The following is a 22,360-nucleotide window of genomic DNA, read 5'->3' on the forward strand; positions in this document are numbered from 1 at the left end:
GCTGGGACTCAGCCCTTGACCGCGCCGAGCATCACGCCCGACACGAAGTAGCGCTGGACGAACGGGTACACGCAGAGGATGGGCAGGGCGGTGAGCACGATGGTGACGGCCTGGATGTTGGCCGCGACCTGGGTGAGCTGCTCGGTGCCCGCGCCCGCGCCGGTGCCTCCGGTGGCGCCCGCGATGAGGTTGCGCAGATAGACCGTGACCGGCATCAGCTCGATGCGGTCCATGTAGAGGAAGGCGCCGAACCAGGAGTTCCAGAAGGACACGGAGTAGAACAGCACCATGGTCGCGACGACCGCCTTGGACAGCGGCAGCACGATCCTGAGGAGGATGCCGTACGTGCTCAGGCCGTCGATCTGGGCGGCCTCCTCCAGTTCGTCCGGCAGGCTCTCGAAGAAGGCCTTCATCACCAGCAGGTTGAAGACGCTGATGGCGTTCGGGAGGGCGAGTGCCCACACCGTGTTCTTCAGGTCGAGGCTGGTGATGAGCACGTAGGTGGGGATGAGCCCGCCGGAGAAGAACATGGTGAACACGGCGATGCCGACGAGGAGTCCGCGCCCCTTGAGGTTCTTCTTGGACAGGACGTAGGCGTAGCAGGTCGTGAGGACCATGGCGACGGCGGTGGAGACGACCGTGTAGAAGACGGTGTTGCCGTAGTTGCGCCAGAAGGTGCCGTCCTGGAAGACGATCTTGTACGTGGTGAGGTTGAAGCCCTTGGGCCACAGCGTCACCTCGCCGGACCGGATCTGGCGCTCCCCGCTGAAGGAGCGGGCGACGATGTTGAGGAAGGGGTAGAGCGTCACCACCACTACACCGGTGAGGATCAGCCCGTTGACGCCCTGGAAGACGCGGTAGCCGCGGGTGGGCCGGTCGACGCTCACCACAGGCTCGTCCCCACCGTGCGGCGCGAGAGCAGGTTGGCCGAGGTGATCAGCACCAGGCCGATGACCGCCTCGAACAGGCCGATGGCGGCGGCGTAGCTGAAGCTGTTGGACTCCACGCCGGTGCGGTAGAGGTAGGTGGAGATCACGTCACCCGTCTCGTAGGTCAGCGGGTTGTAGAGGAGCAGGATCTTCTCGAAGCCGACCGCCAGGAACGTGCCGATGTTGAGGATCAGCAGCGTGATCATGGTGGGCCGGATGCCGGGCAGGGTGACGTGCCAGATCTGCCGCCAGCGGTTCGCGCCGTCGATGCGGGCCGCCTCGTAGAGGTCGTCGTCGATCGCGGTGAGCGCGGTCAGGTAGAGGATGGTGCCCCAGCCCGCCGTCTGCCAGATCTCCGAGCCCACGTAGATGGTGCGGAACCACTCGGGTTCCTGGATGAACCGGACCGGGTCCTGGCCGAGCAGGCCGAGCACGTGGTTGACCGGGCCGTCGGTGGCGAGCATCTGCAGGGTGATGCCGGCGACGATCACGATCGACAGGAAGTGCGGCAGGTACGACACCGACTGCACGAACCGCTTGAGCGCCCGGGTGCGCACCTCGTTGAGGAGCAGCGCGAGCACGATGGGGATGGGGAAGCAGAAGACGAGCGTGAGGCCGCCGATCCAGAGGGTGTTGCGGAAGACCTGCCAGAAGGTGGGATCGCTGAGGAACATCTCCACGTAGCGCAGCCCGACCCACTGCTCCCCCAGGATCGACCCGCCGGGTTCGAAGCGGCGGAACGCGATCACGTTGCCGATCATCGGCAGATAGCGGAAGACGAGGAAGAACAGCAACGGCAGTACGGCCAGTGAGTACAGCTGCCAGTCGCGGCGCAGCGCACGCCGCCAGCCGGGCGGCGTGGTGGAGGTGCTCATGACTCGGCCTCCCCGTGAGGTACAGACGATCGAAACTTTCGACCCCCTGCCGGTAACTTCGCGGCAACCTAGAGCTACGGGGAAAGCGGTGTCAATGGCCTGTGCACGGCTGATTCTCAGGCCGCCCACAGCGCTGTGAATCATTGGCCGATCGGTGATCGACACCTGGGAAGAGCCACGAAGAGCTGTTACGGTCGACCGCACCTTTCTGGACCGATACCGCAACGATCGGTCGTTCGATCGCCCAGTCCTCCCCGAACCCGCTGCGAGGTGCCGCCGTGCCCGCGTTCGACCTGCCGCCGACGGAGTTGGCGCACCACCGCCCGGCCCCCGACGAACCCGACGACTTCGACGCCTTCTGGGACGCCACCCTGGCCGGACCACCGTCCGGCGAACCCCTGGTGTCGGCGCACCCCGTGGAGACCGGACTGCGCCTGACCCGGACCTGGGACGTGACCTTCCGCGGCTTCGGGGGCGACCCGGTGCGCGCCTGGTTCAGCAGACCCGCCGGTTCCGGCGACCGGCCCCTGCCCGCGGTCGTCGAGTACGCCGGGTACGGGCGCGGACGGGGCCTGCCTCACGAGCGGCTGACCTGGGTGGCCGCCGGGTACGCGCATCTGCTGATGGACAACCGGGGCCAGGGCGACCAGTACGGCTGCGGCGGCGCCACCCTCGACCCGCACGCGGACGCACCCGGCGGCCCCGGCCCGGCGGTACGGGGACTGCTCGACCCGCACGACCACCACTACCGCCGCCTCATCACGGACGCGGTGCGCGCGGTCACCGCGGTGCGGGAACTTCCCGGCGTGGACCCGGCGCGCGTCGCGGCCGTAGGCAACAGCCAGGGCGGCGGACTCGCACTGGCCGTCGCGGGCCTGGTGGAGGACCTGGCGGCGGTCCTGGTCTCCGCGCCGCTGCTGTGCGGCATCCGTCGCGCCCTGGACCTCACGGACGCGGGGCCCTACGGCGAGATCGCCGCGTACCTGTCGGTGCACCGGGGCGCCGAGGGCGCCGCCTACCGCACCCTCTCCTACCTGGAGGGCGTCTCCTTCGTCCGCCGGGCGCACGCGCCGGCCCACTTCGGCGTGGGCCTGCGCGACACGGTATGCCCGCCGAGCGGGGCGTACGCCGCCTTCAACCGGTACGGGGAGCTGTCCGGCGCGGGGCCCCGCAAGGAGATCCACGCGTATCCGTTCAACGGGCACGAGGGCGGGGACGCGGTGCATGTGCGGCGCCAACTGGAGTGGCTGGCCACCGTGCTGCCGGCCGTGTGACACGGCGAGGGCCGCACCCCCGTCACCGGGGATGCGGCCCTCAACCGTTGTGCGCCGCCGCCTACTTGCGGATCAGGCTGCGCAGCACGTACTGCAGGATGCCGCCGTTGCGGTAGTAGTCCGCCTCACCCGGGGTGTCGATGCGGACGACCGCGTCGAACTCGACACCGGTGTCGGTGGTGACCTTCACCGTGCGCGGGGTGGTGCCCTCGTTCAGCTCGGTCACGCCGGAGACGGAGAAGGACTCCTCGCCGGTCAGACCGAGGGACTCGGCGGTGTGGCCCTCCGGGAACTGCAGCGGCAGGACGCCCATGCCGATGAGGTTCGAGCGGTGGATGCGCTCGTACGACTCGGCGATGACGGCCTTGACGCCGAGCAGCGCGGTGCCCTTGGCGGCCCAGTCGCGGGACGAGCCGGAGCCGTACTCCTTGCCGGCCAGGACGACGAGCGGGATGTTCTGCTCGATGTAGTTGCGGGAGGCGTCGTAGATGAACGACACCGGACCGCCGTCCTGCGTGAAGTCGCGGGTGTAGCCGCCCTCGGTGCCCGGCGCGATCTGGTTGCGCAGGCGGATGTTGGCGAAGGTGCCGCGGATCATGATCTCGTGGTTGCCGCGGCGCGAGCCGTAGCTGTTGAAGTCGCGGCGCTCGACGCCGTGCTCCGTGAGGTACTTGCCGGCCGGGGTGTCGGCCTTGATGGCGCCGGCCGGGGAGATGTGGTCGGTGGTGACCGAGTCGCCCAGCTTGGCCAGCACCCGGGCGCCGGAGATGTCCTCGACCGGGGCCGGCTCCATGCCCATGCCCTCGAAGTACGGGGGCTTGCGCACGTAGGTGGACTCGGCGTCCCACTCGAAGGTGTCGCCGGTCGGGATCGACAGCGCCTGCCACTGGGCGTCGCCCGCGAAGACGTCGCTGTAGGACTTGGAGAACATGTCCTCGCCGATGGCGTTGGCGACGACGTCGTTGACCTCGGCCTCGGAGGGCCAGATGTCCTTGAGGAAGACCGGGTTGCCGTCCTGGTCGGTGCCCAGGGCGTCCTTGGTGACGTCGACCTTCATGGAGCCCGCGAGCGCGTAGGCGACGACCAGCGGCGGGGACGCCAGGTAGTTCATCTTGACGTCGGGGTTGATCCGGCCCTCGAAGTTGCGGTTGCCGGAGAGCACCGAGGTGACGGCGAGGTCGTGCTCGTTGACGGCCTTGGAGACCTCCTCCGGCAGCGGGCCGGAGTTGCCGATGCAGGTGGTGCAGCCGTAGCCGACGAGGTTGAAGCCGACCTTGTCGAGGTAGGGGGTCAGGCCCGCCTTCTCGAAGTAGTCGGTGACGACCTTGGAACCCGGGGCGAGGGTGGTCTTGACCCACGGCTTGCGGGTCAGGCCCTTCTCGACGGCCTTCTTGGCGACCAGGGCGGCGGCGACCATGACGTACGGGTTGGAGGTGTTGGTGCAGGAGGTGATGGCCGCGACCGTCACCGCACCGTGGTCCAGCTCGTAGGAGGTGCCGTCGGGGGCGGTCACGCGGACCGGGTTGGACGGGGCGCCGTTGGTGACGGCCGGGGAGTCGGAGGCCGGGAAGGACTCCTTGCCGGCCTCGTCGACGACGTCCACGTAGTTGAGCACGTCCGCCTTGAACTGCTGGGCGGCGCCTGCGAGGACGATGCGGTCCTGCGGGCGCTTCGGGCCGGCGATGGAGGGCACGACCGTGGAGAGGTCGAGCTCCAGCTTCTCGGAGAAGTCCGGCTCGGCCTTCGGGTCCAGCCAGAGGCCCTGCTCCTTGGCGTACGCCTCGACGAGCGCGACCTGCTGCTCGCTGCGGCCGGTGAGGCGCATGTAGTTCAGCGTCTCGTCGTCGACCGGGAAGATCGCGGCGGTGGAGCCGAACTCCGGCGACATGTTGCCGATGGTGGCACGGTTGGCGAGGCTGGTGGCGGCCACGCCCTCGCCGTAGAACTCGACGAACTTGCCGACGACGCCGTGCTTGCGCAGCATCTCGGTGATGGTGAGCACCAGGTCGGTGGCGGTGGTGCCGGGGGTGAGCTCGCCGGTCAGCTTGAAGCCGACGACGCGCGGGATGAGCATGGAGACCGGCTGGCCGAGCATCGCGGCCTCGGCCTCGATGCCGCCGACGCCCCAGCCGAGGACGCCGAGGCCGTTGACCATGGTGGTGTGCGAGTCGGTGCCGACCAGGGTGTCGGGGTAGGCCTTGCCGTCACGGGTCATGACGACGCGGGCCAGGTGCTCGATGTTCACCTGGTGGACGATGCCGGTGCCCGGCGGGACGACCTTGAAGTCGTCGAAGGCGGTCTGGCCCCAGCGCAGGAACTGGTAGCGCTCGCGGTTGCGGCCGTACTCCAGGTCGACGTTCTGCTTGAAGGCGTCGTTGGTGCCGAACTTGTCGGCGATGACGGAGTGGTCGATGACCATCTCGGCCGGGGAGAGCGGGTTGATCTTGTTCGCGTCGCCGCCGAGCTCCTTGACGGCCTCACGCATGGTGGCGAGGTCGACGACGCAGGGCACGCCGGTGAAGTCCTGCATGATCACGCGGGCCGGCGTGAACTGGATCTCCTGCGACGGCTGGGCCTGCGAGTCCCAGCCGCCGAGGGCGCGGATGTGGTCGGCGGTGATGTTCGCGCCGTCCTCGGTGCGGAGCAGGTTCTCCAGCAGCACCTTCAGGCTGTAGGGAAGGCGCGCGGAGCCCTCGACCTTGTCCAGCCGGAAGATCTCGTACGACTCGTCGCCCACCTGCAGCGTGCTGCGGGCGTCGAAGCTGTTCGCCGACACGACAGTCTCCTTCATTTATGTGCGCGTACCACCGCATCCTGCCGCCACGCCACCCTGGCCGATCCGCTAAGGTAAGGCTAAGTTAGGTAACCCTTACCACCAGACCCGATAGCAGCGTGCGGCTGCGGTACGCCTCGGCAGATATCTCGATGTCGAGATAACTCTAGTACATAGGGGCGGCCCGGTCATGTCCGGGCGCCGTGTGGCGTGCACCCCACCCCGGGTGACCCGTGCGGCCATCACTACGCCGAACGGGGGTATCCGATGCGTGCCGGACAGACCCGGACAGACCCGGATCGGCCCGGATCCGCCCGGCGCGACTCGAAGGGGGCACGATGCCGCTCACGTTCCGCAAGAGTTTCCGGATCCTCCCCGGAGTGCGGCTGAACATCAACAAACGCTCGTGGTCCATCACGACCGGGGGCGGGAACGGCCCGCGCCACACCCGCAGCAGCACCGGACGTCGTACGACATCGATGGATTTGCCGGGACCTTTCAGCTGGCGTCGCACGACGACGAGCAAGCGCCGCTGAGCCGCCACCTGGGGTTCCTTGACGTCACGTCACCCGAACAGACCCCCCGAGAGGCGCGATCTCATATCTGAGATAGCCTCAACCTCATGGCAGACGACTACCTCGTACGCATCGGCCGACTCATCCGTGACGCCCGGCAGCACCGCGGCTGGACGCAGTCACAGCTCGCGGAGGCGCTCAACACCAGTCAGAGCGCCGTCAACCGCATCGAGCGCGGCAACCAGAACATCAGCCTTGAGATGATCGCCCGGATCGGCGAAGCGCTGGACAGCGAGATCGTCTCCCTGGGCTACGCGGGTCCGATGCACCTGCGCGTGGTCGGCGGCCGTCGCCTGTCCGGCGCCATCGACGTCAAGACCAGCAAGAACGCCTGCGTGGCCCTGCTGTGCGCCTCGCTGCTCAACAAGGGGCGCACGGTGCTGCGCCGGGTCGCCCGCATCGAGGAGGTCTACCGCCTCCTGGAGGTGCTCAACTCCATCGGCGTGCGCACCCGCTGGATCAACGACGGCACCGACCTGGAGATCGTGCCGCCGTCCGAACTGGACATGGAGGCCATCGACGCCGAGGCCGCCGTCCGCACCCGCTCCATCATCATGTTCCTCGGCCCGCTGCTGCACCGCATGGACCGCTTCCGGCTGCCCTACGCCGGCGGCTGCGACCTCGGCACCCGCACCATCGAGCCGCACATGATCGCCCTGCGCCGCTTCGGTCTGGACGTCGCCGCGACCGAGGGCCACTACCACGCGGTGGTCGACCGCACGGTGCGCCCGGGCCGCCCGATCGTCCTGACCGAGCGCGGCGACACGGTCACCGAGAACGCGCTCCTGGCCGCCGCCCGCCACGACGGTGTCACCGTCATCCGCAACGCCTCCTCCAACTACATGGTCCAGGACCTCTGCTTCTTCCTGGAGGCCCTGGGCGTCCGGGTCGAGGGCATCGGCACCACCACCCTCACCGTGCACGGCATGCCGGTCATCGACGCCGACGTGGACTACTCCCCCTCCGAGGACCCGGTCGAGGCGATGAGCCTGCTGGCCGCCGCGGTGGTCACGGAGTCGGAGCTGACGGTCCGTCGGGTCCCGATCGAGTTCCTGGAGATCGAGCTGGCGGTCCTGGAGGAGATGGGCCTCGACCACGACCGCACGCCGGAGTACTTCGCCGACAACGGCCGCACCCGCCTGGTGGACCTCACCGTCCGCCCCTCCAAACTCGAAGCACCGATCGACAAGATCCACCCCATGCCCTTCCCGGGCCTGAACATCGACAACGTCCCCTTCTTCGCGGCCATCGCCGCCTCCGCGCAGGGTCAGACCCTCATCCACGACTGGGTCTACGACAACCGCGCCATCTACCTCACGGACCTGAACCGCCTCGGCGGCCGCCTCCAGCTCCTGGACCCCCACCGCGTCCTGGTCGAGGGCCCCACCCGCTGGCGCGCCGCCGAGATGATGTGCCCGCCGGCCCTGCGCCCCGCCGTGGTCGTCCTCCTGGCGATGATGGCCGCCGAGGGCACGTCGGTGCTGCGCAACGTGTACGTCATCAACCGCGGCTACGAGGACCTCGCGGAGCGGCTGAACTCGATCGGGGCGCAGATCGAGATCTTCCGGGACATCTGAAAGGTCCAGGAATCGGTCAGCACCCGCAACCCCGCCCAACCTGAGGTCCCCGGCGCGGGGTGCGACGAAGGCGGGGCCGAAGGGACGTGTCGTCCCTCCGGCCCCGCCGTGCTGCCTGGGCCCCGCCGGCCTCCGCGCGGGACCGGTTGTCCCGGGGACTCAGGCGGTCGGTGGGTCCGCCGGTCAGTAGGCGGAGTCGACGTTGTCCATGGAGCCGTACTTGTCGGCCGCGTAGTTGGAGGCGGCGACGATGTTGGCGACCGGGTCGGTGATGGAGTCCTTCGTGCCCTTGACGTGGTAGGCGTCAAAGGTGGGCTGGATGGTCTGGAGCAGGCCCTTGGAGGGGATGCCGTTCTGGGCGTTGACGTCCCAGTTGTTCTGCGCCATCGGGTTGCCGGACGACTCGCGCATGATGTTTCGGTGCAGGCCCTCGTACGTGCCCGGGATGTTCTTGGCGTCCATGACGTCCAGGGCGGTGCGGATCCAGCCGTCGAGGTCGTCACCGTGCTTCTTCTTGCCGGCCTTGACGATGGCCTCGATCTTGTCGGTCTGGGCCTGGCTCTGCGCGGTGGAGGCCTTGGCCGGCTCGGCGGCGTGCGCCGGGCTCGGGGCGAGGGTGAGGGTGACGGCGGCGGCACCCGCGGCGGCGAGGGAGGCCACGGCGGACTTGCGGATGCCGGGGCGGCGCATGATGGCGTACATGGGTGTACCTCTCCATTCGGGAACGTGATGGGGAGGCCGACGGGGGGTCGGCGACGCGGTGTCCGCGTTGGACGCGGCTTCGCGTCATCAGGGCCGGTGTCTGGATCACGGACGGGCTCTTCCCGTCCGGTCCCGGCGCTCGGCTCCCCGGTACGCCGAACACACTGCGGAACGCTCCGGCGTCGCGGCAAGCGTGTGACCTACTACGCCGCTTCGCAGACCGGCCGCGTGACTCGCGCGGACGGCCGCCGACCACGCGGGCGAACGGCCGTCGGGCGTCTACTAACCCGGGCCCGGTGTGACGTGAGCCCTGTGCGCGCCCTCACAGAGCCGGTCACCCGACGGTCACTTCTCGTCACCCTGCAGAGGCGGGCGTATCACTCAATGAAACAACACGGTCACCCTTCGGGGTCGCCGGGGAGGCCGGCGTCCCGGTACCGGGCGAGGTGGCGCGCGAGGACGCGCGTGACGGGGGTGTGTCAGTCGGTACGCGCGGAACTCCGCGGCGGGCGCGTCCAGGGACGCGCCTCAGCGGGACCGGGTGCCGAGGTCCGTGAGCAGGTGGTAGGGGTGGCGGCGGGCAGGCCCTTCAGGACCGGGGCCTCGGCCAGTGTGGTCACCGCTGCCCGGTGTTCCGGCGCCGTGTACCGCCTCGGCCGCCAGGGGACGTCGCCCCGCCCGTGGGAGGTCTCTGGGACATTTCTGGGACTTCCGACCGCATCAGCCAGCACGAGCGTGGGGTCACGGCCTTGGCTGGTCCTTCCCGGGACATCTGAGAGCCCCGGGAAGGTACCGCTAGACCCCTCCTGTCCTGCACGTATACAGGACAGGAGGCTGCGCGTGACGGGCACGGGCAGGGCACCGGCCTTCCCCTCGGTGTCAGGCCACTGACCGCCGCCGAGCCCTGCCGTGCAGGGTCAGGTAGAACGTGCGGAGGGATTCCTGGGAGCTTCCCACCGCGAAACAGTTCCGGATCTTGCCCAAGGGGTTCCACACCCGGCCGTCCGGCATGCGTACCCCGGCCGGCTCCCCGAAGTAGGACCGCTGGGCGGCCTCGAAGTCGATCCACGTCGCGCCGGCACGTCGGACCAGGACCTCTCCGACGTAGGCTCCGAGGCCGAACAGCGCTTCACGCACCTTCGCCTCTTCCACCCCGTTCTTACGCAGCCCGTCGACGAGGAAGTCGACGATGCGGAGGCTGGCCACGGAATAGTCCAGCGGAAGCCTGTTCCTTACGGTCACACGTTGCACGAAGGCCGCGGCCGCGCTCCGCATCTCCTCCGCACACGGCACGGGTTCGCCCACATCACTCATAGGCCCGCTTCCCCTCCACCCGGTCACGCGGAAGACGCCCTCACGCCCTCCACAGGACCAAGCGCAGTCCCACTCACAGCCATGACGCCTTCCGAACGTGCGTAATCCCACGCGAGTTCGCACGGCTTTCCGTACAACCTTCTCGATCGCCACGCGTCGCGTTCGAGCCGGAGCCGGCGCAACCCCTACGGCATCCGGTATGCGCCTACGGGTTCTTGTGCTCGGTGAGTACTGACCGGCCGCGCCGCGCATGCGGGTCGGCCCACGGTGTTACCGCCGTACCCGCGCTCCCGGGGTGCCGCCCGGCCAGGCAGCCCCCGCAACGCTCCCCGACCGTTCGCCCAGGAAGTAGGGCATTCTCCTGCCGCAGGCGCTTGAACTCTTCGGGATGGTTCCTCGGGTCACTCCATATGCCCGTCGATGCGGAGCCCCTCCGTACCGCACAGTGCCCGCGGGATCACAGACAGCCTCCGCTGGGTAGGGTCGGCGCGGGTTCTGTCGGTGAGACGGGGAGCGGGGGCGACGGGTGGGGTGGCGCGAGGAGATCGCCGCGGCCTGGGGCGAGTTGGTGACGATTCTGGGTGGCGCCGGAAGGCAACCGCGCTGGCACCGGATGGGGCGGGCGGTCCGCAGCAAAGAGGCCGGCTGGTACGCGATGGACCTGCGCGGCTCCGACATCGGGCCGGACCAGCTGGATGGGCTGCGCCTCGCGGGGCCGGAGTCCGACGCTGTCGAGGCGGAGGGCTTCACCGTCTCGGAGACGGTGCAGAACGGTTCCCTGCTCACGCTGAAGGTCGCCGAGTTCGCCGACCTTCCGGACGCACATCTGTGGCTGCTCAAGCAGCCGCCGACGTTCCTCGTCACCGCCCTGCGCGACGGCATCGCCGGACTGGGCGAGGCGCCGCTGGCGGCTGCCCTGGCCGCGGGATCGATCGGCGGCGCGTCCGCTCCCCATCCGGACCCGCCGGGATTCCACCCGGCACAGGGTGACGCCTACCGTGCGTGCCTGGGCCAGGGCACGCATCTGGTGTGGGGTCCGCCGGGCACCGGCAAGACGACGGTACTGAAGCGGGCCATCGGCGAGCTGATCGCACGCGGTGACCGGGTGCTCCTGGTGTCCGCCACCAACATCGCCGTGGACAACGCCCTGTCGGGGGTGGTGAAGGAGAACAGGCACGGCCCGGGTGACATCGTCCGGGTGGGCCCGCCCCAGTTACGGGAGGTCGCCGACGACCCCGGAGTGTCACTGCCGCTCATGGTGCGCGAGCGCCTGGCCGAGACGGCGGAGCGCAGGCGCACGATCGAGGCCGCGCTGGTCGGCATCCGGGCCCGCACGGCGGAGCTGGCCGCACTGGACTCCTCACTCACCCGCTTCGATCCGACCGCGTACTTCGACGCGCTGAAGCTGCTGCGCACGCCCGGCCAGGATCCGGTGTCCGTGCGGACGCGCGCGGAGACTGAGGCGGCCCTGCTGGAAGAGGCCGTGGCGGCCCGGGAGGCGTCGCAGCAGGCCGCCGTGGCCGCCCAGCGGCGCCGGGACGCGGCGGAGGAAGGCGGCTGCGATGACGACGGGCAACGGCGGTGGGGCGGGCGGGAACGCCGGGCAGGGTGGAGGCGGGAACGGGGGTGGCAACTGCGAGCCGGAACTCTCCGACAGCCTGAAGACGTTCGGCGCGGTCCTCAAGGCCCTGCGGGAGGAAGCCCGCCTGACGCAGGAGCAGTTCGCGCCGCTGGTGCAGTACTCGGTCGCCTACGTCGCCAAGATCGAACAGGGGAAACGGTTCCCGCCACGGGACCTGCTGGAGCGGTCGGAGGAGGCACTGGGGGCCGTCGCGGGACGGGTGCTGAGGGCGGCTGCGAAGAGCCTGACGCGGAAGGCGGGGTTGGCGTCGTGGTTCCGGCAGTGGGCAGGGATCGAGGAGGAAGCGATCTCGCTGTACGCGTACGAGTGCCGGGCGATTCCGGGGTTGTTGCAGCCTGAGCCGTACATCCGCGCGATCTTCGAGCGGCGACTGCCACCGCTTTCCGAAGAACAGATCGAGCGCCAAGTCGCGGCACGGCTGGAGCGGCAACAACTCCTGACCGAGAGGCCCAACACGGCCTTCAGCTTCGTCATCGAACAAGCTCTGCTTGAGCGACACATGGGTGGACCGGAAGTCGCGCGACAGCTGCTGGACCACCTACTGGAGCAAGGCGCTCGAAGGAACGTCGAGCTCCAGGTGATGCCCTTGCGTCAGTACGATCACGCGGGGATCGACGGCTTGATGTACCTGGCCGAGACGCCTCAGCATGAGTGGGTGGGCTACTCCGAGGGCCAGCAGTCAAGCATTCTGATCTCAGCGCTGAAAGATGTCAGCGCCATGCTCCAACGCTATGGCAAGCTGCGTTCGCAGGCCCTCGGCCGTGAAGCCACAGTAAGCCTGCTGGAGCAGATGCGAGGAGCACTATGAGTACCACTGAACTGGCCTGGTTCAAGAGCAGTTACAGCGGCAGCTCCGGCGACAACTGCGTCGAGGTCGCCCTGCGCACCGGGGCCGTTCTCGTCCGGGACTCGAAGGACACGGACAGGCAGGCGCTGGCTGTGTCCCGCGACGCCTGGTCGGCGTTCACGACACTGGCGGCCGACTCGCGCGTCTGAACTCCCGCTGGGGCAGCACGCGTCGCTGCCCCAGCCGCCTCTACCGCTACTCGACGTCCAGTGGGGGCTGCTTCGCCACCACCTTGCAGCCACGTTCCTCCGCTCCGGACACGCCCGGAGCGCAGATGGGCGAGAGCGAGCAGGGCCTGGCGACCGGCACTCACTCGGCGCCAGCGCATCCCGCGCTCACGACGCCGGGCCCGCAGGCGAGCAGCCAGGAACCGCAGGGTGGTGCTGGACACGTCGATCCCGGCCGGGTAAAGAAGCACACGAAGCCCCTGGTGGAGAAGGTTCTCTTGGTCGAAAACTCATCTACCAGGGGCTTCGACTGCTTGTGAGCCTAATTGCCCGGCTGCACCGGCAGGTTGGAATCAGCTTCTCAACCCTTCTTCTTCATGAAAAAATAAAGCGACCTTCTGGCCAATGACCTCGCCAGTCAGCATGGCCCGAACATGCCCGCATACGGATTGGGCTCGCCGGTGTCCGGGTCAATGCCGGCTGCGAGGAGGCGTTGAGCCTCTCGAACGTGCACGAAACGCAGTACCCCGTCGTCCGCCCACATGTCGTCGAACTCCCCGCGGAAGAGACGCACGAGGTACTCCAGCATTCCGCAGCCAGGGTGATCACCGCGCAGACAGCTCTGGACAGCAGGCGTCGCGAGAGCGATGTCACGGCCACCGTCGCCGAAAGGGCAGCGATACCGACGCACAGCAGCGCTCCAAAAGCCCCGTCGTTGTCGGGTCGTCCCGGGAACGCAGCCGGGTTGTCCGCTTCGACCGTCATGGCGAAGCTGAACAGCACCAGGGCCGCCGCCACCGCATACAGCACGGCAGCACCGCAGGACTTGACGACGGAGGACGCTCGTGTCGTTGCCACCGACCAGTCTCTCCAACAATCCCCGTCCACCGACGATGAAGTGCCCGTGGAATACCCAACATGTCACATTCATATGCTCAGCCCATCCTGAGAACAGCCGATCTCACGGCGGCCACGGGAGCGTCCGGCAAAGGAGCTCCCCCTGGTGGAACACCGAAGAACGGCGCTCCACCACGAGGGCCTCGTTGTGGCGCATCACTGCCACAGGATGGGCTTACAGCTGCCGTATCCCATCGCCCCGCAGCCTCACCGACCGCCCACCTGTCACGAGCAGTCCAGCCGGATCTCACGGAACATCAGCAGTAGTACTCGCGTCGCAGCTCCGCCTCGAGCCGCATGCGTGGGCCCGCATAGCTCGAAAACCGTTCCCAGAGTTCGGGGAAACCCAGCAGTTGATCCGTGACGCGAATGCTGACGAGTTCGATGACCTGAGGGCGTCCAGATTCCAGGAGCGCCTCTACCAGGCGGGCAGAGCGGACGATGACTGCCTCCACCAACTGTTCCAGCGCAGGTCGGAACACCGGGTGCACGAACCCGTAACTCAGCATGGAATACATACCGGGATCGGAACACTCACCGTTCGTAAGTTCCAGTTCTTCCGCTTCGAGCTCAGACACGAAGGGGCGAGCCTCCGGGACATGCTCCCAGATGCTGTGCCGCACGAATTCACTGTCCGAAGTTTCCATCTGTGATATCCGCAGTTCGTCGTTGACGGGCCGAATGATGAGCCCAGGGGGTCTGAGCAGTCGCGACAGGACCCCCTGGACCCCGGACGCCCCTTGGGCGCAATTTCCCAAATTGAACGTTATGCGACGCTCGGCTGGTACTGGGGATCAGAGACCCCGAAGGGGTCCACTATGTCTTTGAACATCTCCCAGGCGCCACGCCCCCACCCGTACGTCCTGACATACGAAGGGGCCTGGCCAACCGTGAGAACCCCACCTGCCACGCCCAGGATACGTGGCATCTTCGGCTTGTTCGTCAACCGGGGAGCCTTGAACCCGCGGGGGTCCTCATGGAACTGCCCCCCTGTCACCGACGCCATGGACGCGGACTCGGCAGTGCGCTTGAGCGCTGACTGCACTGCCTTGCCGATTTCCGGGTTGTCGTTCATCAACTGTGCGATTTTACCGGTTGAGTCGGGTGTGTCGAATGCATCCCAGATCTCTTTGGCTTCGCTCAAGGCGATCTTCCGGTCACCGTCGCTCAGTAGTGAATTGTTGCTCTTACGGTCCTCTTCGAGCAGCTTCTGAAGCTGCCGGAGCGAACCAGCGGCGTCGGCCAGATGCCACAATTTCTTGGTTGGCTGACCGGTCCTGAGCTCGTTGGCAACCGCCTCGCTGACCTTTCCGGTTCCAACGGCAGGAGTACTTCCGGGCTTTATGTAGATCTCCGAGGTGAGAACCTTCTGCAAATCGGGGTTCTGCACCTTGGGGGCGACAGCGGGCATCGGGCAAGGCCCGATGAACCCCGGCGTCCCGCAGCCACCCGGCGGCGGAGTGCTGCTGCTACCGTCATCGATCGGCGCGGGCATGTGGCCGTCGAGTTCCACGTTGCTGACCGGGTTGCCGCCGGTGAACGCGTACCGGTTGCCGGTGAACGGGTCGGTTCCCAGCCCCATGTCCGCGGGGGCGCCGTTGTACATGTCCCGGGTGGTGAAGCGGTTGAGGCCCGGGTTGTAGTCGCGGAAGCCCATGTCGTAGGTGCCGGACTGGGCGTCCCAGCGCTTGGAGTTGTAGCGGTAGGGGTTGTAGTCCTCCTTGGTGGGGTCGGTGGTGTCGGGCTTGTCGATGCCGGTGAACTCGGACTCGTCGTTGGAGCCGTAGGCGGTGTAGCCGTAGGTCGCCTTCGTGTCGCCGTTGTCGTCCGTCAGGGTTTCGACGTCGGTGTGGCTGTTGTAGCCGTAGTAGCCGTCCTCGGTCGTCCCGTCGGTGTTGTGCTTGATCTGCGACAGGCGCTGGCCCCACGGGCTGTACTGGTAGGACTTGGTCAGCTCGCCGGCGACCTTCTCGTCGAGGACCTCGCTGGACAGCCCGAGGTACTCGAAGTCGGTGGTCTTGCCGTCCGCCGTCTTCGATGCCGTGCGGTCCAGCGGGTCGAAGGCGTACGTGGTGGTCTTCATCGCGCCGGTGTCGTCCATCTTCTGGGACTCCACGACGTGGTCGAAGCCGTCGTACACGCTCCGGGAGATGACCTGCCCCTGTGACGTCACCGACTGCTGGCGGCCGAAGGGGTCGTAGGTGTAGTCGGCCGTGACGCCGGAGGTCGTCGCGGTCAGCAGGCGGTTGCGGTCGTACTGGTAGGCGGTCGTCGTGCCCTTGACCGTCTGGCTGACGACGTTGGCGTTGTCGTCGTGGACGTAGGTTTCCGTGCCCGCGCCGTTGCCCGTCTTGACGGACTTGGTGAGCCGGCCCGCCGGGTCGTAGGAGTAGTCGGTCGTGGAGTCGAGGTACGCCGCGTGGTTGTCGGCGTTCATCTTCTTCGCGACGTCCTGCGCCTTGTTGCCGTTGGGGTCGTAGGCGTAGGTGTGGGAGGCGACCAGCGTGGTGCCGTCCGCCTTCTTCTCCGTCGTCGACTTCAGGGCGCCGTCGAGGTAGCGCACAGGGCGCGGACTTCCCGCTGACCGAATCCGGCGACCGCGGCAGCGAACACCTCATCGACTACCCCACCCAGTACGCCAAAGCACTCGTCATCAACTTCAACCGGTGGCCCGCCACCCCCGGCCGCGGCGCCGGCATCTTCCTCCACGTCAACGGCAGCGGTGCCACGGCAGGTTGTGTCTCCGTCCCCCGGACCACCATGGACCGTTTCATGAACTGGATCGAACCGTCCGCCCATCCCCGTATCGCCATCGGCTGACATTCCTGTGCAGGGAAGGGACGAACGGTCCAGGCTCCTCGTCACGCACGGGCGAGGGGCCGTTCGGCGTAGGGCACGGAGCTTCGCCTGTGCCCCGGCATGTCCGCCTGATGCCGCCTCGTCGCCCAGTCGGCGGGCGCCACTCGCCGGCTGCAAGCCGTGGCCCCCCCTACTGCGCACACTCGTCGGTCGCACTGTGCGCGCCGCATGGATGGCGCCTTCCCCCAGTTCGTCGCGCGCCGCTCAGCACCGGTCCCGGACGACGATCAGCAGCGGGTCCGTCTGGGTCTCCTTGCCGTCGGTGGCCCAGATCTCGGCGGTGTACTCACCGACCGGGGCAGGTGCGATCGACAGATGGACGAAGCCGTTGATGACCAGCGCACCGTCGGGACGGCGGTCGTTCGTGCCCGGGGCGATGGTGCTGCCGCCCATGCTGGACGAGCCGGGCGGCAGGTCCCTGACGCCGGTCGTGATGGTGCTCGTCCACGTTCCGGAGACAGGGGCGACGGCGTAGGTGTTGGGCCATCCGTGCGACGACCTGACGCAGATCCGCTGCCCTTCGGCCTCCAACGTCCACGTCGACGCCGAGGCCGACGCCGGGGACGTGCCCACGAGCGTCAGGGCCGAGACCAGGCCGAGGAGTAATCCGGCGCCGCGACGACTTGCTTTCATCTGTACCTCCCGGTGGGAACGCGTGGGGCGGCGCGCATCCGGCCCGCGGACGACTCCGTCGGCCGGCCGCCGCCCGACGAGTGTCACTCGCGTGCCACCGCCCCACAAGACCTAGTTGCACTTTCAATGACTGTGGCTTGATGCGGCCACTCACTGAGACACCGACTCCGTCCAAGGCGAAAGTTTCGGCTCGCCTCCGGCGTACACGCAACTGACCCTGGAGGGCGGGGGGCGCGTCGTGCGCTCGCCAGCCAAAGTGGTCTCTTCTCCAGGTCTGGTCCCACGTTACGGACACCTTGACGCGCTGAACAGGCGGATTTACATTCACCGGGCAGTTCGCACTCATGTGGCACGTTCATGTATGTAAACAGACAGGGATCGGGGGCGCATGTCGGGAGGCATCCAGTTCTTCCCGGTAGCTCCGCTCTACCCCGATGGTGCGACAGATGTCCGAAGCTTTCGGTCCAGGCGCTCAGGGCCGTGCGTGTACGTGTGCTCCGCCGTATCTAGACGAAGAAGGTCTCCCCCATGCACTGGCTCGACTGGGTCGCCGTCGGCGGCTACTTCCTGGTGATGGTCCTGATCGGGCTGTGGTCCCACCGGCGCGTCACCGACGTGTCCGACTACTTCACCGGTGGTGGGCGGATGCCCTGGTGGCTGACCGGCATCTCGCACCACATGTCCGGTTACAGCGCGGCCGTGTTCGTCGCCTACGCCGCGGTCGCCTACAGCTACGGCATCACCATCTACGTGTGGGCGTTCCTGCCGCTGGCCGTCGGCACCGCCGTCGGCGCCTGGCTCTTCGCGCCCCGCTGGAACCGGCTGCGCCGGCACTTCCGGGTCGCCTCCCCGCTGGAGTACCTCGCGCGCCGCTACAACGTCCCGGCCCAGCAGGCGCTGGCCTGGAGCGGCGCCCTGCTCAAGGTCTTCGACGTCGCCGCCAAGTGGGCGTCGGTGGCCGTGCTCCTCAAGGTGTTCACCGGTATGTCGATGACCTCCGGCATCCTGCTGACCGGCGTCGTCACGCTCCTGTACTGCACGGTCGGCGGACTCTGGGCGGACGCCCTCACCGAGCTGGGCCAGTTCGTGATCCAGGGCGTGGCCGCGCTGGCGATGATGTGGGTGGTCCTCGACCGGCTGGGCGGCGTCTCCGGCCTCGGCACCCTGTGGCACGACCTCCCGGACGGGCACACGGACCCCCTCGTCGGCCCCTACACGGCCGGCTTCCTCACCGCGTACGTGGTCGTGAAGCTCTTCGAGTACAACGGCGGCATGTGGAACCTGGCCCAGCGCTACATGGCCACCGACTCCCCGCGGGCCGCCCGCCGTTCGGCGGGACTGTCCGCCGTCCTCTACCTCATATGGCCCGCGGTGCTGCTGCTGCCGGCGGTCGCCGCGCCGGTGCTCATGCCGGACATCGCCGACCCGGAGCAGACGTACGCGCTGATGGCGCAGTCGTACCTGCCCATGGGCCTGGTGGGCCTCACCCTGTCCGGGATGTTCTCCCACACCATGGCCATGGCCTCCTCCGACGCGAACGCCATCTCGGCGGTCGTCACCCGTGACATCCTGCCCGCCCTCTCGCCCCGCTTCCGCGGGGTGAGCACGGAGAAGGGGCTGATGGCCGCGCGGGTGGTCACGGTCGTCTTCATCGCGCTGTCCATGATCGTGGCGATCGAGGCCGACCACTTCGGTGGCGTCCTCGGGATCATCGTGGGCATGGTCGCGGCCGTCATGGGGCCGATCTCCATCCCGATGCTCCTGGGGCTGCTGCCCGCCTTCCGCCGCTGCGGCCCCCGGGCGGCCCTCGCCTCGTGGGCGCTCGGACTCGGCGGCTACTTCTTCGTCAAGTACGGCCTGGAGAACGCCTCCCAGACCACCGTGGTCGTCACCCCGCTGGTCACCTCGCTCGTGGTGTACGCCGGCCTCGGCCTGCTGTTCCCCGAGCCGGACGCGGAGGCCGACGCCGTCGTCGCGGCCGTCTCCGGCAGGCCGCAGCCGGATGCCGACGCCGCAGCCGCGCCCGTGCCGCCGCCGGCCGTGGAGCGGACCTGACCCCCGGGCCCCGTCCCCCGGGCGGGGAGCAGCGGCGTCGGCGACCGGGACTTTCGGACACTCTTCGGAGGATCACCCGTACGCGCCGCCGAACAGCGCCTTTTCCTCCATTCGCACGCTGAACGAAGTTTTTCGTACAGAACCACGACCTAACCGGTGTGAATTCGAGATTGGGTAAGTATCGCAGAAATCGTTCACTCGACTGCCGCGCATCCGACGGAGTAGGCAGACGTTACTTCGGATATGACCGAGGAACACGGGGAATTGACGGCGCTTGGCCCGTACACCTACAGGCCCGGCAGAGCTCACTGTCCGTCACCGAGCGACGGGACTCTGACCAGAGGCGGTCATCCCGTCCCTCTCCGTGTGACCGAGCCGGTCCTGCAACGCTTCCTGGACGTCATGACCGAGTTGGAGAGCGGTCTCGCCGAGCGGTGGGGCCGTGCGCAGGGCTCCCTGACGTGCACCCGGGCGGAGTGACCGGCACCTCGTGTACGAAGAACACACTCATCCCCACATGCCGTACGGCGAAGGGCCGTTCCACGCCATGGGCACGGGCCGGCACCGGGCGCACCAGGACTCCTTCCAGGAGACCCTGGTTCCGCCCGAACCCGGCTGGGACCCGGCCGAGGAACTCGCGTTCCTGCTCCAGGACGCGATGGAGCAGCAGACCGGCGTCCCCTCCCCCTCCGCCACGGACACTTCGGCGCTCGCACCCGCCCCGGGCACACCGCTGAGCAATCTGCAGGAGATCACGGCGGAGTTGCCCCCGTTGAGGGAGTCCCCGACGAGTCACCGCAGGGTCCGCAGAGGGAGAAAGGTGAGCCGACTGCGTGCCGCGAGCCTGTTCGTCGCGGCGCTCGCCGCGGTCATCGCGGCCTCCGTGAGCCTGTTCGGCGGCATGGTGGCCTACGAGCCGTTGCGCCTGGCCGCAGTGACCCGCACCCGGGGCAGTGTCGTGTCCTGGTGGCCGCTGCTGGTCTACGGGCCCTGGCTGGTGGCCTCGTTGGCGGTGCTGCGGGCCGCCCTGCACCAGCGCCGCGCGGTGCACTCCTGGGCCGTGGTCCTGCTGTTCTCGGCCATCGCCATGCTGCTGTGCGTCGCGGAGGCGCCCAGGACCGTGAGTGACGCCGCGGCGGCCGCCCTGCCCGGTCTCGCCTCGCTGGTCTGCTTCCAGCAGGTCATCCGGCAGATCACGCTCACCCGTCCGCCCCGGCGGGCGGTGCCGCGCCACCGGCAGCGCGCCGCGGTCACTCCGGGTGACGACCCGTCGGGCAAGGCGGCCTCCGACGCGGTGTCCCTTCCCCAGCAGCGGCAGAATGCCGTGCGCTCGCCGCGGCCGGGCACGCGCCCCGGGAAAAGAACCTGACCAGGGACGGAAAAAGTGGTCGGAACAGGCTTCCGTTCCCTCTGGGGGGTGAAGAAGGGAGAATTCAGAAGTCGTTGCGGACCGTGTTTCCCGGCAGGTTCGGGGGCCGCCGCGAGGGGTCAGGACGCCGTCAGGGTCACGTCCTGTCCCTGCCGGGCGTGGAAGCTCGGGAGCGGCACGATGCCCATGGGACGCAGCTCCATCAAGGTGGCCTCGACGTGGGCCGCGCCGGGCTTCAGGACGACCGTGTCGGGCGTGCCGGTGTTGACCCAGCGGTGCTCCAGGCCGTCGCAGACCGCGCGGGTGCCGCCGACGCCGTACCGGACGGACGGGTCGCTCTGGCTCACGGTGGAGCTGACGAAGACCGGGCCGCTCCCGCCGGTGCAGCGGTAGGTGCCGGAGAGAGTGATGCTGCCGTCGGCGGCGATGCGGCCGACCGGGTCGACGGTCACCGACTCCTCGACGAGGCGGGCGTCGTGGGGCGCGGCCGGGGCGGCGGGTGCGCCGAGCAGGAGCAGGGCGGCACCGGCGGCGGTGGCGAGGGCGGCGGATCGTACGCGCATGGGGGGAACCTCCCGGTCGGGTCGGAACGAGGGGTTCCACTGGTACCGGGCGAAGGGGCGGGCGGAGGTGACCGTCACCCCTTCGGTGGCGAGTCCGCATCGACGGTCGTGGAACCGTCGTCGGCTTGTCCGGGTGTTGTCACGCTTGCCGCCGGGGTCTTGGCGGCGGCTCGCCGGCGGGCGCACGGTCGGTGCACGCGACGGTCCCGACGACGGGACGGTCTCCCGACATGGAGGTGCGCCATGTGTGCCCACCGGCCTTCCTGCCCCGCAACCGACGCCCGCGCGCACGTCGTCGCCGCCCACCCGGAGCAGGGGTGGAAGCTGCTGTGCGACGGCACGATCGTCTTCGACGACACCGGCGAACTGCGGCCCGACGGTCTGGTCGTCGCCCCGCACCGGGTGCCGGGCGGCCACCTGGCGATGGCCGCCTGACCGCTTCCGTCCCGCCGGGCCCGGCGGCGGCCCGTGGGATCACTGTTTCTCGGCGATGAACTCCCGCAGCAGGGAGGCGAGCAGCTCCGGCTGGTCCTCGGGGATCAGCGTCCTGGCGTCCTCGACCTCCACCAGCCGCCCCTGCGGGAGGAGTTCGGCCAGGCGCCGGCCGTGGGCGCGGGGCATCATCAGGTCCTCGGTCGCCCAGACGACGAGTGCGGGCCGGTCGAACCTCCGCAACCCCTGGGCGGCTTCGAGGAGTTCGTCGCGTCGGACGTGCGTGTTGTAGTGGCGGAAGTCGCGCCGGATCGCCGGGTCGGTGCGCAGCGGGCGCAGCCAGCCGTCGACGACCGTGTCCGGCACGGGCCGCTTGGTGAGGGCGCCGATGCCGACGGGCAGGCGGCGCAGCGGCTTGAAACCCAGGGTGCGGACCAGGGCGGGCACCCCGCCGGGCGTCCGGCAGGCGACGCCGATCAGCTTCCCCGGCAGACCCGGCGGGTAGTTGTCGAACGCCTCGCACGCGACGAGCGCCAGCCTCGCGAGACGCTCCGGGTGCCGGGCGGCCACCGTCTGGGCGCGTCCGCAGTCGTTCTCGACGAGGGTGACGTCGGTGAGGTCGAGGCGGTCGAGGAACTCGGCGATCAGCTCGTTGACGAGGTCGGGTGTGGGTGGCCGGCGCATCGGGCGGCGGTGGGCGCCGTAGGGCAGGGTCGGCGCGAGCACCCGGTGGTCGGTGCGCAGGTCGGCGAGGACCTTGCGCCAGACGGTGGCGTCGTGGACGAGGCCGTGGAGGAGGACGACGACCGGGCCCTCGCCGCCGGTGTCCTCGTACTCGATGGTTCCCGCGCTCAGTTCGATGTCCGGCATGCCGGAA

General features: G+C 68.7%; 18 protein-coding genes and 4 pseudogenes. 10 read left to right on the plus strand and 12 right to left on the minus strand.

Annotated elements, in window-relative coordinates:
- Window positions 1-8: 8 nt before the first annotated feature.
- Entirely contained in the window at window positions 9-890 is an 882-nt protein-coding gene (locus ABS735_RS27050; RefSeq protein WP_373903651.1) for a carbohydrate ABC transporter permease, read from the minus strand.
- A complete protein-coding gene (locus tag ABS735_RS27055; RefSeq protein ID WP_373903650.1) occupies window positions 884-1,804 on the minus strand; it encodes an ABC transporter permease in 921 nt (306 codons plus the stop codon). The genes ABS735_RS27050 and ABS735_RS27055 overlap by 7 nt, the downstream gene beginning before the upstream one ends.
- Before the next feature lie 278 nt (window positions 1,805-2,082).
- Here ABS735_RS27055 and ABS735_RS27060 point away from each other — a divergent pair, with 278 nt between their 5' ends.
- Window positions 2,083-3,078, plus strand: coding sequence for an acetylxylan esterase (locus tag ABS735_RS27060; protein WP_373903649.1), 996 nt, complete (start codon window positions 2,083-2,085; stop codon window positions 3,076-3,078).
- A 61-nt stretch (window positions 3,079-3,139) separates the two neighbouring features.
- On the opposite strand, the gene acnA is transcribed toward ABS735_RS27060, so the two are convergent.
- Window positions 3,140-5,854, minus strand: a complete 2,715-nt coding sequence (gene acnA, locus ABS735_RS27065) for an aconitate hydratase AcnA (RefSeq protein ID WP_373903648.1) — start codon at window positions 5,852-5,854, stop codon at window positions 3,140-3,142.
- Between the two features lie 335 nt (window positions 5,855-6,189).
- On the opposite strand from acnA, the gene ABS735_RS27070 reads away from it, so the two are divergent.
- The gene (locus tag ABS735_RS27070; protein ID WP_373903647.1) at window positions 6,190-6,387 is read left to right on the plus strand and encodes a DUF4236 domain-containing protein; all 198 of its coding nucleotides are present in this window, start codon (window positions 6,190-6,192) and stop codon (window positions 6,385-6,387) included.
- An 86-nt stretch (window positions 6,388-6,473) separates the two neighbouring features.
- Window positions 6,474-8,003 (plus strand): helix-turn-helix domain-containing protein, encoded by a 1,530-nt coding sequence (locus ABS735_RS27075; RefSeq protein ID WP_373903646.1) that lies wholly within the window; start codon window positions 6,474-6,476, stop codon window positions 8,001-8,003.
- Window positions 8,004-8,186: 183 nt separating this feature from the next.
- On the opposite strand, the gene ABS735_RS27080 is transcribed toward ABS735_RS27075, so the two are convergent.
- The gene (locus ABS735_RS27080; protein WP_373903645.1) at window positions 8,187-8,705 is read right to left on the minus strand and encodes a transglycosylase SLT domain-containing protein; all 519 of its coding nucleotides are present in this window, start codon (window positions 8,703-8,705) and stop codon (window positions 8,187-8,189) included.
- 879 nt (window positions 8,706-9,584) lie between these two features.
- Window positions 9,585-10,172, minus strand: coding sequence for a hypothetical protein (locus ABS735_RS27085; RefSeq protein WP_476755853.1), 588 nt, complete (start codon window positions 10,170-10,172; stop codon window positions 9,585-9,587).
- Between the two features lie 502 nt (window positions 10,173-10,674).
- Between ABS735_RS27085 and ABS735_RS27090 the strand changes: the two are divergent.
- The 3 genes and pseudogenes from ABS735_RS27090 to ABS735_RS27100 form a co-directional block, all read left to right on the plus strand.
- Window positions 10,675-11,535 (plus strand): annotated as a pseudogene (locus ABS735_RS27090) (AAA domain-containing protein); the annotation flags it as partial.
- A gap of 46 nt (window positions 11,536-11,581) precedes the next feature.
- On the plus strand, window positions 11,582-12,469 hold the full coding sequence (locus tag ABS735_RS27095; protein WP_373903643.1) for a helix-turn-helix domain-containing protein: 888 nt from the start codon (window positions 11,582-11,584) through the stop codon (window positions 12,467-12,469).
- Window positions 12,466-12,657: a DUF397 domain-containing protein gene (locus ABS735_RS27100; RefSeq protein WP_373903642.1), complete on the plus strand. Its 192-nt coding sequence runs from the start codon at window positions 12,466-12,468 to the stop codon at window positions 12,655-12,657. The genes ABS735_RS27095 and ABS735_RS27100 overlap by 4 nt, the downstream gene beginning before the upstream one ends.
- Before the next feature lie 112 nt (window positions 12,658-12,769).
- On the opposite strand, the pseudogene ABS735_RS27105 reads toward ABS735_RS27100, so the two are convergent.
- From ABS735_RS27105 to ABS735_RS27120, 4 genes and pseudogenes are all read right to left on the minus strand, one after another.
- Window positions 12,770-12,926, minus strand: a pseudogene (locus ABS735_RS27105) (IS5/IS1182 family transposase); the annotation flags it as partial.
- Window positions 12,927-13,093: 167 nt separating this feature from the next.
- Window positions 13,094-13,264: a hypothetical protein gene (locus ABS735_RS27110; RefSeq protein WP_373903641.1), complete on the minus strand. Its 171-nt coding sequence runs from the start codon at window positions 13,262-13,264 to the stop codon at window positions 13,094-13,096.
- A gap of 565 nt (window positions 13,265-13,829) precedes the next feature.
- Window positions 13,830-14,195: a hypothetical protein gene (locus ABS735_RS27115; RefSeq protein WP_373903640.1), complete on the minus strand. Its 366-nt coding sequence runs from the start codon at window positions 14,193-14,195 to the stop codon at window positions 13,830-13,832.
- 872 nt (window positions 14,196-15,067) lie between these two features.
- Window positions 15,068-16,129, minus strand: a pseudogene (locus tag ABS735_RS27120) (RHS repeat-associated core domain-containing protein); the annotation flags it as partial.
- Here ABS735_RS27120 and ABS735_RS27125 point away from each other — a divergent pair.
- A pseudogene (locus ABS735_RS27125) lies at window positions 16,129-16,392 on the plus strand (L,D-transpeptidase family protein); the annotation flags it as partial. The pseudogenes ABS735_RS27120 and ABS735_RS27125 overlap by 1 nt on opposite strands.
- Before the next feature lie 243 nt (window positions 16,393-16,635).
- Here the strand turns inward: ABS735_RS27125 and ABS735_RS27130 are convergent.
- A complete protein-coding gene (locus ABS735_RS27130; RefSeq protein ID WP_373903639.1) occupies window positions 16,636-17,064 on the minus strand; it encodes a DUF5980 family protein in 429 nt (142 codons plus the stop codon).
- Window positions 17,065-17,592: 528 nt separating this feature from the next.
- Here ABS735_RS27130 and ABS735_RS27135 point away from each other — a divergent pair.
- Together ABS735_RS27135 and ABS735_RS27140 are read left to right on the plus strand one after the other, a co-directional pair.
- On the plus strand, window positions 17,593-19,119 hold the full coding sequence (locus tag ABS735_RS27135) for a sodium:solute symporter family protein (protein ID WP_373903638.1): 1,527 nt from the start codon (window positions 17,593-17,595) through the stop codon (window positions 19,117-19,119).
- A 517-nt stretch (window positions 19,120-19,636) separates the two neighbouring features.
- Complete coding sequence (locus ABS735_RS27140) at window positions 19,637-20,488, plus strand: hypothetical protein (protein WP_373903637.1); 852 nt, start codon at window positions 19,637-19,639, stop codon at window positions 20,486-20,488.
- Window positions 20,489-20,607: 119 nt separating this feature from the next.
- Here the strand turns inward: ABS735_RS27140 and ABS735_RS27145 are convergent, their stop codons facing one another.
- Window positions 20,608-21,051 (minus strand): DUF6299 family protein, encoded by a 444-nt coding sequence (locus tag ABS735_RS27145; RefSeq protein ID WP_373903636.1) that lies wholly within the window; start codon window positions 21,049-21,051, stop codon window positions 20,608-20,610.
- 243 nt (window positions 21,052-21,294) lie between these two features.
- On the opposite strand from ABS735_RS27145, the gene ABS735_RS27150 reads away from it, so the two are divergent.
- The gene (locus tag ABS735_RS27150) at window positions 21,295-21,486 is read left to right on the plus strand and encodes a DUF5999 family protein (RefSeq protein ID WP_373903635.1); all 192 of its coding nucleotides are present in this window, start codon (window positions 21,295-21,297) and stop codon (window positions 21,484-21,486) included.
- A 39-nt stretch (window positions 21,487-21,525) separates the two neighbouring features.
- Here the strand turns inward: ABS735_RS27150 and ABS735_RS27155 are convergent, their stop codons facing one another.
- Window positions 21,526-22,353, minus strand: coding sequence for an alpha/beta fold hydrolase (locus tag ABS735_RS27155; RefSeq protein WP_373903634.1), 828 nt, complete (start codon window positions 22,351-22,353; stop codon window positions 21,526-21,528).
- Between the last annotated feature and the right edge of the window lie 7 nt (window positions 22,354-22,360).

This window comes from Streptomyces sp. MMCC 100, from assembly GCF_041538145.2.
Lineage (GTDB): Bacteria > Actinomycetota > Actinomycetes > Streptomycetales > Streptomycetaceae > Streptomyces.